This is a genomic window from Mesorhizobium sp. WSM4307 (genome assembly GCF_007003945.1).
GTDB lineage: Bacteria > Pseudomonadota > Alphaproteobacteria > Rhizobiales > Rhizobiaceae > Mesorhizobium.
In genome coordinates this window covers 13,011-24,963 of sequence record NZ_VFTB01000006.1, presented here as the reverse complement: position 1 = coordinate 24,963, position 11,953 = coordinate 13,011, and the positions used below count along the sequence as shown (strand labels likewise).

13 protein-coding genes and 1 pseudogene are annotated in these 11,953 nt (G+C 64.2%); 8 read left to right on the top strand and 6 right to left on the bottom strand.

Going from position 1 to position 11,953, the window contains the following annotated elements; genetic code table 11:
* The first annotated feature begins 61 nt into the window (after window positions 1–61).
* The 3 genes and pseudogenes from FJV83_RS15355 to FJV83_RS15345 all read left to right on the top strand — a co-directional run bounded on the left by FJV83_RS15355 (window position 62) and on the right by FJV83_RS15345 (window position 1,770).
* The gene (locus FJV83_RS15355; protein ID WP_142885899.1) at window positions 62–916 is read left to right on the top strand and encodes a PQQ-binding-like beta-propeller repeat protein; all 855 of its coding nucleotides are present in this window, start codon (window positions 62–64) and stop codon (window positions 914–916) included.
* A gap of 111 nt (window positions 917–1,027) precedes the next feature.
* A pseudogene (locus FJV83_RS15350) lies at window positions 1,028–1,159 on the top strand (nuclear transport factor 2 family protein); the annotation flags it as partial.
* On the top strand, window positions 1,144–1,770 hold the full coding sequence (locus FJV83_RS15345) for a DNA-3-methyladenine glycosylase (protein WP_185973376.1): 627 nt from the start codon (window positions 1,144–1,146) through the stop codon (window positions 1,768–1,770). The pseudogene FJV83_RS15350 and the gene FJV83_RS15345, both read left to right, overlap by 16 nt.
* Window positions 1,771–1,824: 54 nt before the next feature.
* Here the strand turns inward: FJV83_RS15345 and FJV83_RS36430 are convergent, their stop codons facing one another.
* From FJV83_RS36430 to FJV83_RS15330, 4 genes are all read right to left on the bottom strand, one after another.
* Window positions 1,825–2,076: a hypothetical protein gene (locus FJV83_RS36430; protein ID WP_185973378.1), complete on the bottom strand. Its 252-nt coding sequence runs from the start codon at window positions 2,074–2,076 to the stop codon at window positions 1,825–1,827.
* Window positions 2,077–2,142: 66 nt separating this feature from the next.
* Complete coding sequence (locus FJV83_RS15340) at window positions 2,143–2,421, bottom strand: helix-turn-helix transcriptional regulator (protein ID WP_095788637.1); 279 nt, start codon at window positions 2,419–2,421, stop codon at window positions 2,143–2,145.
* A 296-nt stretch (window positions 2,422–2,717) separates the two neighbouring features.
* Entirely contained in the window at window positions 2,718–3,428 is a 711-nt protein-coding gene (locus FJV83_RS15335; protein WP_095788638.1) for a phosphatase PAP2 family protein, read from the bottom strand.
* A 28-nt stretch (window positions 3,429–3,456) separates the two neighbouring features.
* Window positions 3,457–3,795 (bottom strand): hypothetical protein, encoded by a 339-nt coding sequence (locus FJV83_RS15330; protein ID WP_095788639.1) that lies wholly within the window; start codon window positions 3,793–3,795, stop codon window positions 3,457–3,459.
* Window positions 3,796–3,981: 186 nt separating this feature from the next.
* On the opposite strand from FJV83_RS15330, the gene FJV83_RS15325 reads away from it, so the two are divergent.
* Window positions 3,982–5,373, top strand: a complete 1,392-nt coding sequence (locus FJV83_RS15325) for a sensor histidine kinase (RefSeq protein WP_142885920.1) — start codon at window positions 3,982–3,984, stop codon at window positions 5,371–5,373.
* Window positions 5,370–6,032: a response regulator transcription factor gene (locus FJV83_RS15320; RefSeq protein ID WP_095788641.1), complete on the top strand. Its 663-nt coding sequence runs from the start codon at window positions 5,370–5,372 to the stop codon at window positions 6,030–6,032. Before FJV83_RS15325 ends, FJV83_RS15320 begins: the two co-directional genes overlap by 4 nt.
* A 68-nt stretch (window positions 6,033–6,100) precedes the next feature.
* On the opposite strand, the gene FJV83_RS15315 is transcribed toward FJV83_RS15320, so the two are convergent.
* Window positions 6,101–6,616, bottom strand: a complete 516-nt coding sequence (locus tag FJV83_RS15315) for a hypothetical protein (RefSeq protein WP_185973373.1) — start codon at window positions 6,614–6,616, stop codon at window positions 6,101–6,103.
* A 273-nt stretch (window positions 6,617–6,889) separates the two neighbouring features.
* Between FJV83_RS15315 and FJV83_RS15310 the strand changes: the two genes are divergently transcribed.
* Both FJV83_RS15310 and FJV83_RS15305 read left to right on the top strand, forming a co-directional pair.
* Complete coding sequence (locus FJV83_RS15310; protein ID WP_142885901.1) at window positions 6,890–8,893, top strand: PhoX family phosphatase; 2,004 nt, start codon at window positions 6,890–6,892, stop codon at window positions 8,891–8,893.
* A gap of 133 nt (window positions 8,894–9,026) precedes the next feature.
* The gene (locus FJV83_RS15305) at window positions 9,027–9,251 is read left to right on the top strand and encodes a hypothetical protein (RefSeq protein WP_095775657.1); all 225 of its coding nucleotides are present in this window, start codon (window positions 9,027–9,029) and stop codon (window positions 9,249–9,251) included.
* A gap of 75 nt (window positions 9,252–9,326) precedes the next feature.
* On the opposite strand, the gene FJV83_RS15300 is transcribed toward FJV83_RS15305, so the two are convergent.
* Window positions 9,327–10,496, bottom strand: a complete 1,170-nt coding sequence (locus tag FJV83_RS15300; RefSeq protein ID WP_095788645.1) for an NAD(P)/FAD-dependent oxidoreductase — start codon at window positions 10,494–10,496, stop codon at window positions 9,327–9,329.
* Window positions 10,497–10,903: 407 nt separating this feature from the next.
* On the opposite strand from FJV83_RS15300, the gene FJV83_RS15295 reads away from it, so the two are divergent.
* Complete coding sequence (locus FJV83_RS15295; protein WP_095788646.1) at window positions 10,904–11,941, top strand: phosphatidylglycerol lysyltransferase domain-containing protein; 1,038 nt, start codon at window positions 10,904–10,906, stop codon at window positions 11,939–11,941.
* Window positions 11,942–11,953 lie beyond the last annotated feature (12 nt).

Here is an 11,953-nt window from a genome sequence, read left to right as displayed (position 1 = left end):
TTAGGCTTTCCGAAAAGTATCGAAAATCCTAGGTCTGGCCTGTCATCACAGGAGAACAGCCATGAACCGCCTCTCAGCCTTTGTCGTCGCCATCGGTATCGCCGCCGCACCAGCCGCCCAGGCCGGTGAGCTCTGGCGCGCCACGGGCCTCGAACAGCCGGAATCGGCGCTGTTCGACGCCGCCAACAACCGCATCATCGTCTCCAACATCGTAGGCAATCCCGGCGCTGCCGACGGCAATGGCTATCTCTCGGTGCTGTCCCTCGACGGCAAGACGATCACCCAGCACTGGACCGACGGCATGGACGCGCCCAAGGGCATGGCGATATCGGGCGGCAAGCTCTATGTCGCCGACATCACCAAGGTCCGCGTCGTCGATCTGGCCAGCGGCAGGCTGATCGCCAGCATCGTGGTGCCGAATGCCGTCTTCCTCAACGACATGACCTCGGACCACACGGGCAAGGTCTATGTCAGCGACATGCTGGCCGACACGATCTACCGCGTCGATGGCGACCGGCCGGAGCTGTTCGTCAGCGATGCGCTGCTGGCTTCGCCCAACGGCGTCTTCGCCGACGGCGACAGGCTGATCGTCGCCTCCTGGGGCAAGGGCATCAAGCCCGACTTCAGCACGGCGGAGCCGGGCGGGCTGCTCGCCATCGATCTCGCCAGCAAGGCGATTTCGCCGCTGCCCGGCGCGCAGAAATTCGCCGACCTCGACGGCGTCATCGCTGTTGGCGACACCATTTATGCCACCGCCTACATGACCGGCACGCTCTACCGCTACAAGGCCGGCAGCGCGCCGGAAGCGGTGGCGCATTTCAAGCCGGGCAGCGCCGACATCGGCACCGACGGCAAGTCGATCCTCTACGTGCCGCTGATGAACGAGGGCGAAATCGCGGCACTGAAGCTCGACTGAGGGCTCAGGGCCGATCCGCGCGACCTCTCGCTAACGGCCGTGGGATGGACCGTGCTACGACGGTCCATCCCACGATGATGGTCAAGGAGGATTGCGATGGAAGACATTGCCATGGAGGACTGGGACATCCCCACGGCTCTGGATCGTCACTGGGCTGCCTCCGATGCCGGCGACTTCGAGGCGGAGCATGAGATCTACCGGGAGGATGCGGTGCTCGACTATCCGCAATCGGGCGAGCGCATGCCGTGAGCCATGGGGAAGATCATCCGCCGATCGCCCGTTCGGAGCTGCCTAGCGAGACGGTCGCGCTCGCCCGCTTCCTCATCGGCAAGCTGGTGGTGCGCGATTTGCCAGAGGGCATGGTCAGCGGCCGCATCGTCGAGACCGAGGCCTATGTCGTGGGCGACGCCGCCGGGCATGGCTTCAGGGGGATGACCCCGCGCAACCGCTCGCTGTTCCTCGAGCGCGGCCACGCCTATGTCTATCTCGCCTATGGCGTCTCCATGATGCTGAATGTCTCAAGCGAGGCGGAAGGTACCGGAACCGGCGTCCTGATCCGGGCGCTCGAGCCGCTCGAGGGCATCGCCATCATGCGTCAGAATCGCGGCGTCGAGCGCTTGCGCGACCTGGCGCGCGGGCCGGGCAGGCTGGCGGCGGCGCTGCGGATCGACCGGTCGCTCGACGGGCTCGACCTTTGCCGGAAAGGGCCCCTATGGCTGGCGAAGGACGGCCAAAAAGCCGGCGACATCGGGCAGGGCATCAGGATCGGCATCACCAAGGATGCGGACAGGCTGCTACGGTTCTATGTCAGGGGAAGCCCGTTCGTCAGCGGTCCGAGCTCGCTCAACCCATGACGGCCGGCAGCCCTCCTCCCTTGAGGCACGCTGGCTGCGACGGGGCTGCCTCTCTCATTTCTCCGCCAGTTGCGTCCGTGCATCGCTGATCGAGGCGGCATAGATCACCAGCGGTCGCTTGACGCCGTGGTTGATCAGGGTGCGCCGTATTTGCGCAGAGGCCCCCGGCAGGTGGTAGCCTTCGCGCCAGACCGTCACCAGCTTGGCGTGAACAATTCGGCAAATGTCGGGCTTGTCGACCCGTGGGCCCACCCCACGAGCCGACTTATGGGTCGGTTGATGCACTGCCTGCCGTGTCTGATCCATGGACTGCCTTCCGCACATGAAGGCGGCGGAACCGTCGGCAGGAATGTCGGCGGTCGCCGTCGCGACTTATGCCGGCTCAGCCCTGCGATCTGGCGGCACGGCGGGTTTGAGGCGCACGCCCCTGCCGCCGCGTTCGCTGGCCTGGTTCTCGCCGATCAACTCCACCCCGGCCTCGTCGAGCGCCTGGATGACCTTCATCAGCGTATCGACCACGCCCCGGACCACGCCATCGCTCGCTTCCATGCGCTGGATGGTCGGAAGCGAAACGCCTGCGCGTTCGGCGAGCGTCTTCTGGTCGATGCCGGCCAAGGCCCTTGCGGCACGCATCTGCGCGGCAGTGATCATCGGCCGGACCTCATGTCTGAGTCTGCAGGAATAATGTGTAATGCCATTGTCATGATGTTTCAAGCATCAATATAAACGTTTGACGCGTAAGCGCCTTCGCCTGATTGTCCATTTTTTCCCGATACTTCCCGAGGATTGCAGGCTAGGGTGTTGCCCATCTGGGCAGGGGTAACGCGGTTGAATATTTTCAAGACCTTGATGACATCGGCATGCCTGCTTTCGATGGTTCTGGTTCTGGCAGGCTGTGGTGGACACCTCATCAACCGATTGATCTGAGCGCAAGCCCGAGGGTGCAGTCAGGCGCCGTCGGCATCGTCGCCCACCACCTTGCGGCGCTGCAACACCCGCGCCACCAGCCAGCACAGCATCGCCCAGGCGAAGCCCGCGCACCAGCCGGCCAGCACATCCGACGGCCAGTGGACGCCGAGATAGATGCGGCTGACGCCGACCAGCACCGTCGTCAGCACGGCCAGCGACAAGACGTAGATCTTCGTCGCCCTGCCATGCAGGAAGCGCGCCGCGAGCGAACCGAGCGTGAGATAGGTCACCGCCGACAGCATGGCGTGGCTGCTCGGGAAGGAAAGCGACGTCTCGCTGACCAGATGCGAAACGAGCTCGGGCCGCGGCCGGTCGACGCCGACCTTCAGCAGGCTCGACAGCACCTGGCCGCCGGCCACGGCGACGAAGATGAGAAGGGCCGTCCCCGGCCGGCGGATCAACAGCAGATAGAGGATCGTTGCCGAAGTGATCAGCACCAGCACGCTGGCGCTGCCGAGGCTGGTGATGTCGCGCATGGCGCCTTCCAGCCACGATGGGCCGATCGGGATTGCCGGTTGGCCAACCTGGCGGAAGGCAAGCAGGATTTCGGTGTCGAAGGCGTGCGGCGCGGTTGCCCGCGCCACCTCCATCAGTTCCACGAAGCCCCAAAGGCCGCCGGCGATGACCAGGCCGGCCAGCAGCACCGGGAATTCGATGCGGTTGAGCAGGGTGCTTGCGGTGTCTTTCATCGGGCCGGTGTCGCAATCTTCATCTCGATCAACTCCCCTGCAGATAGGGCCCGAGCGTGATCAGCGCCACGGCGGCGATCGCCAGCACGATGCCGGTGGCCTGCAGCGCGTTGACGCGCTCGCCGAAGAACACCAGCGCCACGACGTTGACCGAGACCAGCTGGATGACCGCCGAGAGGCTGAACGACACCGACATGCCGAATTCGCGGATCAGCCGCAGCATGATCAGATTGCCCAGCGAGTAGAGCGCGAGCGTCAACAGGATCTTGCCCAGGCTCGGCGCCAGTCCCCATTGCTTGGCGGCGGTTGCCGCCAAAAGGAAGATCACCGTCGAAAAGCCAAGCTGCAGCAGTCCCGAAAAACTCAACGTCCCATCCCCCTCGAAGCGGCTGCCGCCGCATGTGCCGCGGACCTTGTTTCCCAAGCGCCTCGACACGTCAAGCGAGCTCGTTCTAACGAAGGTCTTGCTAACGAGGGTCTTGGCAACGGCAAGACTGAGGCTCAATGTGCCGATATCGTCCAGCTTGTTCGATCCAAGGGCGATCAGGGACTCATGATTCGTATTCTGCAGAATTTGGCGCGGCGCTGGAGCGAGCTTTCCCTTGCCCTGCAATTCCTCGTTGCCGGCGGCTTTGGCCTGCTGGCCGTCATGCTGGTGGTGGGTGCCTGGGTGACGTCGCAGATCCGGGACGGCGTCACCCGCAATTCGGCCGCCACGACGGCGCTCTATGTCGACAGCGTGATCGCGCCGCTGCTGCCGGACCTGCGCAAGAGCGAGGAGCTCAGCGAGTCCGTCAAGCAGGCGCTCGACGAGACGCTCGGCCAGGGCGCGCTCGGCAAGCGCCTGGTCTCGTTCAGGCTCTGGCGCCGAGACGGCACCGTGCTCTACGCGAAAGATGCAACTTTGATCGGCCGCCGCTTTGATCTGACCGACGATCTGCGGTCCGCCTTCCAGGGCAACGTCACCGCCCAATTCGATGCGTTCGACGAAACCGAAAGCAAGGAGCAGGCCGTGGGCGTGCCGTTGCTGGAGATTTACAATCCGGTGCGCGAACCCTGGTCGGGCGAGGTGGTGGCCGTCACCGAATTCTTCGAGGTCGCCACCGATTTCAAGGCCACGCTGGCCTCTGCCCTGCTGTCGAGCTGGCTGATCGTGGCCGGTACCACCCTGACGGCTTTTCTGCTGCTGTCGAGCATCGTGCTGCGCGCCAGCCGCACCATCGACGATCAGCGCGGAGCGCTGCGCCGCCAGGTGTCGGAGTTGCAAGGCCTGGTGACGCAAAACAGCGCCTTGCGGCAGCGTGTGCAGCGGGCGTCGCGCCGCGCCACCGCGCTCAACGAACGATATTTGCGCCGGATCGGCGCCGACCTGCATGACGGACCGGCGCAGCTCGTGGCCCTGGCGGCGCTGCGCATGGACAGCCCGGTATTTTCCGGCGACGGCCATTGGGGCGAAAACCGCGCGACCGAGGTCGCGATGATCCGCAAGACGCTGGAGGATGCGATGCGCGAAATTCGCGGTATCTGCACCGGTCTCGTCTTGCCGCAGATCGAAACGGCCGCGGCAACGGACATATTGCGGATGGCGGTCGACGAACATCAGCACCGGACGGGAACGTCCGTGTTGCTCACGCTGCCCAGGCATTTGCCTGATCTTGGCACTTCCGAAAAGATCAGCATCTATCGTTTCGTGCAGGAAGGGCTGAACAATGCCTATCGCCACGGGCGGGCCAAGGATCAGACGGTGCGGGCCGGGATGAAGAATGGCAGGCTTTTTGTCGAAGTGTCGGATAGCGGGCCGGGTTTCGATCCGGCGCGGGTCGACGGGTTGGGTCTCGCCGGCCTCAGGGAGCGGGTCGAAAGCATTGGCGGCCAGTTCGAGACCTTGACCGGAGCGCAAGGCACGCGATTGGTGATCAGTCTTTCGATCGAGGAGCAAACATGATTGGCGCTATCCGCATCGCTATTGTCGACGATCATCCGCTGTTTCGTGAAGGCGTGACGCGCAGCCTGTCGGAGATCGGAGGTTTCGAGATCGTCGGCGAAGGCGCGACAGCGCAGGATGCCGAACGCATCGCCTCGACGGTGCAGCCTGACATTTTGCTGCTCGACATCTCCATGCCGGGCGGCGGCCTGTCCGCGGTTGCCAGCATCCTTGCCGACCACCCCGCCCAGAAGATCGTCATGCTGACGGTGTCGGAGACCAATGCCGATGTAACCACGGCGCTGAACGCAGGCGTGCAGGGCTATATCCTCAAGGGCGTCGGATCGCGCGCGCTCGCCGACATCCTGCGCAATGTGGCAGCCGGCGAGGGTTACCTTACGCCGACGCTGTCGGCACGGCTGCTTTCCGATCTGCAGTCCCCGCAATCCGCCGACGGCGTGGCGGACCGGTTGCGGCAACTGACCGAACGGCAGGCGGAAATCCTGCGGCTGGTGGCGGAGGGGCTCAGCAACAAGGAGGTTGCCTTGCGCCTGGAGCTGCAGGAGAAGACGGTCAAGCACCACATGACCGGGGTGCTGTCCAAACTCAATGTGCGAAACCGCACTGAAGCGGCTCTCATGGTGCGTGAGTTCCGCGACCGGGACAGAAGTCGCTCTTAGAGCAATTCCAGGAAAAGTGTGAAACGGTTTTCCCGGGCAAAGCGCTGGCCGTTGCCTGCTGGCCAGTTTCACAAGGCTTTCAGACGGCTGACATCGGCCGGCGTGGCCCGGCGGTCGATGATCGTACGACCCAGCGCATCCTTCATTTTGAAACGGCCGTTTTCGATCTTTTCGGTGATGCCGTCGGGATGTGTCACCGTGATCTTGTTGCCGCTCACCTCGACCTTGTCACCGGTCGTGCCGTTGACATGGCTGGCGCCTTTGGTGCTCTGACCCTTGCCGGAGGCCGAGTTGTCACCGCTGCCATCCGTTGCGGAATTGCCGCCGTTTGCATTTCCGTTGCCGCTGCCGTTACCGCCACTACCGCCGCTGCTGTTACCGCCGCTGTTGCCGCCGTTACTGCCGCCGTTACTGCCGCCGCTGTTGCCGCCACTACCACCACCTTTGCCGGCCTGTGCTGATGCGGCGTCGATTCCGGGGGCGGAGCCGTGCAGGGCAATTCGATAGGGAACGATGGTCAGCGCCAGAGCCGCCGCCGAAACGAGCGTCAGCCGGCGGCACCGGGCCGTGATCGATCCGTGCATCCTGATCTCCGTCGATTGAGCCGGCGCGCCCACCCCAACGTTGCAACCAGCAACTTCGCCGAAAGATGTATTGGCCGGAAGCGACCTCCGACCGTTGCGTTTGTCCTCCAGGACTTTTGCAAGCGCAAGATTGGACCAAAGTCCGAGGTCCGCGCGAGCAAGTCGCCTCGCCCCGAGCCTTCGGGCCTGTATGATGTCACGAAAATGTGATCGACCCGGCGTAGGAGTCGAACAGGCAACAAGCTCCAGCCACTCCAAAGCCAGAGGCCTTTCGTGACCGAACATCGCTCCCCTGACGCCCGATTCCGCACCAGCCTGCTCGAGGAAAACGAAGGACCGGCCACCAATCCCACCGACAACCGCACCATGGGTGAGATCATCGCCGCGCGCTTCTCGCGCCGGGGATTCCTGAAGGGATCGCTCGCCGTCTCGGCGATCGCCGCGACGGTCGGCCCGCTGGCCATGATCGCAGCCGACGATGCCCGCGCTGCGGAAGGCTCCGCCTTCACATTCGACGAGCTCGAGGCCGGCATCGACGACAGGCATCATGTCGCGCCGGGCTACGACGCCGACGTGCTGTTGCGCTGGGGCGATCCGCTGTTTGCGGATTCGCCGGAGTTCGACCCGACGAAACAGTCGGCCGAGGCGCAGGCCAGGCAGTTCGGCTACAACAACGACTATGTCGGCTACATCGCGATCGACGGCTCGGCCGAACACGGCCTGCTCGTCGTCAACCACGAATACACCAACCCGCATCTGATGTTTCCGGGCATCGTTGCGATCGTCGAGAAGGACGGGAAGAAGAAGGCCGAGGTGGCGCCGCTCGCGAAGGAGCAGGTCGATGTCGAGATGGCGGCGCATGGCGGCACCATCGTCGAGATCCGCAAGGAGGGCGGCAAATGGCAAGTGGTGCGCGACGGCAAGCTCAACCGCCGCATCACCGCCACCACGGAGATGGCGCTGTCGGGCCCGGTCGCCGGCCATGACCGCGTCAAGACCAATGCCGACCCGTCCGGCACGAAAGTGTTCGGCACTTTCAACAACTGCGCCGGCGGCGTCACCCCTTGGGGCACCTATGTGATGGCCGAGGAGAACATCCACGGCTATTTCTCCGGCGAATTGCCCGAGGGCCACAAGGAAGCCGCCAACTACAAGCGGCTCGGCATTCCGGAAGGCGCCTATGAGTGGGGCGCGCATTACGACCGCTTCAACCTCGCCAAGGAGCCGAACGAACCCAATCGCTTCGGCTGGATCGTCGAGGTCGACGTCAACGATCCGGCATCGACGCCGAGGAAGCGCACCGCCATGGGCCGCTTCAAGCATGAGGGCGGCGAATCCATCGTCGCCAAGGACGGCCGCGTCGTCTTCTATCTCGGCGACGACGAGCGCTTCGACTATGTCTACAAATTCGTCACCAAGGGCACGTTCAGCGCCAACGACCATGCCGCCAACAAGAACCTGCTCGACGAGGGCACGCTGCATGTCGCCAAATTCGCCGAGGACGGCACGGTGGACTGGCTGCCGATCGTCTTCGGCCAAGGGCCGCTGACCGCCGAGAACGGCTTCGCCGGCCAGGCCGACGTGCTGATCGAGACACGGCGCGCCGCCGATCTGCTCGGCGCCACCAAGATGGACCGGCCAGAGGACATCCAGCCCAATGGTGTCAACGGCAAGGTCTATGTCATGCTGACCAACAATTCGAAGCGCAAGCCCGATCAGGTCGATGCCGCCAATCCGCGTGCCGAGAATGCCTTCGGCCACATTATAGAGATCACCGAGACCGATGGCGATTTCACGGCCGCCAAGGGCAAATGGGAAGTGCTTTTGAAATGCGGCGATCCGTCGGTTGCCGATGTCGGCGCCACCTTCTCGACGGCGACGACGACCCATGGCTGGTTCGGCATGCCCGACAATTGCGCGGTCGATTCGGCCGGGCGCCTGTGGGTCGCTACCGACGGCCAGGGCCCGAAGGTCACCGGCCGCACCGATGGCCTGTGGGCGGTCGACACGGAGGGGGCCGCGCGGGCAACCTCGAAACTGTTCTTCCGCGTGCCGATCGGCGCGGAAATGTGCGGCCCGCTGTTTGCGCCTGACGACCAGACCGCCTTCGTCGCCGTCCAGCATCCGGGCGATGGCGGCGAGGATTGGGAAGGTTTTGGCCGGCCGTCCTACTATGAGGATCCGTCGACGCGCTGGCCGGACTTCAAGCCCGAAATGCCGGTGCGGCCGTCGGTCGTCGCCATCACCAGGCAAGGCGGCGGCAAAATCGCGGTGTGATATCAGGCCCGCGAACCTCGAGGGAGGGCTTCGGTTTGCCACCGCCCCTCCTTCGGCGTGAATCTATTCAAGCTCCGGGAAAGATTGGCAATTTACTGATGGCGCCCTAGGTCGTTCCCAGGAGATCACCGCCATGTCGAAGTCAGTCTATGATCGCGGCCTGCTCAAGCCCGGCGACATCGCCAAGCTGCAGCGCGTCTTTGACGAAGCCTGCCTGCGGCGCGAAGCACGACCCGATTCGCCGGAAGCGCGCGAGATCGCCCTCAACCTGCTCGCACTCCACAATGCCGGCATGGTCGACGAGGAGATGCTGGTGCAAGCCGTCGGTTTCCGCAGGCTGGAGCCGAAATCGGCGTGAGGCGCCAAGTCGCCAGAGACCTTTGTTTTGACGCAATTCCCGAGGGAACGCGCTCACACTTTTCCTGGAATTGCTCTAGCGGCTGGCTCCGGCGATCCGCCTGGCGATCGCCTTGCCCAAAATGGCGGCATTGGCGAAGCAGCCACGAATGCTCGGCCGCATGCCGGTGAACCACAGGCCGGGCAGTTTCGGGTCGGCTTCATCGCCATTGAAGAGCGGGACACCCTTGGCGTCGAGCACGCCGAGAGTGCCGACCATGCGTTCCAGGCCGGTGCGGTAGCCCGTCGCGGCAATGACGATATCGGGATCGACCAGGCGGCCATTGGCCAGGATCACCCCGTCGCGGGTGAATTCGCGTATCGCCGGCACCACGGTGATCTTGCCCGACTTGATGGCGTCGACGGCGCCGTCGTCCGCGGCGATCGCCGTGTAATCCGAGGCCAGGCGGCTGGCGCCGCCCGACGGCGCGGGCGGCATGCCGAATTTGGTGAGATCGCCGAAAACCAGGCGCTGCGTCGCGGCCATCACCGCATCGGCGACGCGCAGCGGCAAGCGCGCCATGAGCGGCGAAAGCCGGTGCACGGCGATCTTGCCGATCCGCTTGGGCAGAAGCGCGGGGCCATTGCGGGCCGATAGCCAGAGAGAAGCCGTATCCACGCCGGCCAGATGATTGAGGGCATCGAAGCCCGAATTGCCGGCGCCGACGACCAGCACCTTCTTGCCGGCATAGGACTTGGCGTCGCCAAAATCCGCCGAATGGATGATCCGGCCCGCAAAGGCCTGCATGCCCATCCACTGCGGCGTGAAGGGCTCCTTGTCACGGCCGGTGGCGACGATGACATGACGCGCCAGACGCGAGCCGGCGCTGGTGCGCACCACCCAATGGTCGCCCCCGAACACGAGTGTCTCGACGGCGACGCCGAACTCCACCGGCAACTGGTTCGCCTCGCGGAAATCGTTCATATGGCGGATGACGACATTCCTGGGTGGAAAGGCTGGCGTCCCTCCCGGAAAGGAGAGGCCGGGCAGCGCCGAGAGATCGCGATGGGTGTTGAGATGCAGCTGCTGGTGCCGCCGATGCCAGGGTTCGGCCAGCCGGCTCTCCTGTTCCAGGATCGCCACCGGCACGCCAGCCTTCATCAGGGCCTGCGCGACAGCCAGTCCGGCGGCGCCGGCGCCGATGACAATCGCCGGCTCGACCACCGCCACCTGCTCCACCTTCGGTCTGCTTGTCGTATCAGCCATTCGCTCTCAAAATCCATTCAACCGCCGCATCCTACACGCTCGCAGAACGCTGTAACCGTTTGATCGCGCGCAAACCCAAACAGCGGATCGGTGCGCTCGAGTGCCTTGCGGCGCCAGGGCGCAAACAACTCCCATCGCGCAAATGCGACTAAACCAACGACATGGAACCGAATGCCCCGCTTCCGTCCGAAACCATGCAGCCCTATATGGCATATCAGCGGCATCGGCGATAATCAGGTCGCGGCAATGTGATTGATTCGAGTTCCGAGGGGCTGGCGGATCTCGTTACCGACGCAGGAATTCGAAACCGCAGCGATTTCGGCTTCCCGTGAAAAATCAAGGCGCCGTGGCGCGTCTGGCGTGCCGAAAGGCACGCCGCGCCACAGACGGCACGCGGAATCCGGACCATGCCCTCCTTGCGGATCTATTTCGACAAAATCCTCGAGGGTGCCTCGCCCAAGGTCGAGCGCCAGGCGTTGACGCATGTCGAACGCCTGGCGATGGTCCGCCGCCATGGCGACTTCTCGCTCGCCTATTCGACTGCCGTACAGCGCAAGCTTTCCTATTTTGGCGACGCCGACGGCTACATCGCCTTCGGCACCAAGATGAAGCATCATTTCGCGCTTGGCGACCCGGTGGCGGCGCCGGCCCGGCGGCCCGACTATATCAGGCGCTTCGTCGAGACCGCCGGCGACCCGTGGTTCGTGCAGATTGGCGAGGAGACCGCGCACGTGCTGGCCGGGCTCGGCTACAAGGTCAACCGGCTGGGCATCGACACCCGCCTCGCGCTGCCCCAACACGACTTTTCAGGCAAGCGCAACGAGACCGTGCGCTATTCCGAGCGCTGGCTCTTGAAGAAGGGCTTTTCGTTCGAGGAAGACACGCGGACGGTATTCCTCGACGAAATCGCCCGGCTGTCCGAGAACTGGCGCGGCGACCGCATCGTCAAGCGCTGGGAGATGGGTTTTCTCAACCGCCCATTCTACGATCAGCTCGGCACCGACATGCGCCGCTTCGTCCTGCATGGCCCCGATGGCGAACTCGTCGCGCTGCTCGATTTCGATCCGTTGTTTCGCGACGGGAAGGTCATCGGCTACACCACCGCCTTCAAGCGCAAGCACATCGATGCCTCGCCGCACGCCGAGATCGGCCTGACCAAATTCGCCGTCGACCGGTTTCGCGAAGAGGGCATTTCGGTGGTCACGCTCGGCCTGTCGCCGCTTCTCGACGTCACCCCCAGCGGTTTTGCCGAAAGCGATTTCTGGCGCAACACTTTTCAGCGCGCCTATTCTTCGCCATGGGTCAACCGCCGCAGGTTCAACCTGCAGGGCCAGGCGGCATTCAAGCGCCGCTTCCATGGCATGGAAGAGCCGGTCTACATCGCTTTCCGCAAGGGGACCTATGTCGAGATGCTGGGCCTGCTGCGGCTGGTGAAAGCAATCTAGGGACCGGCGCGG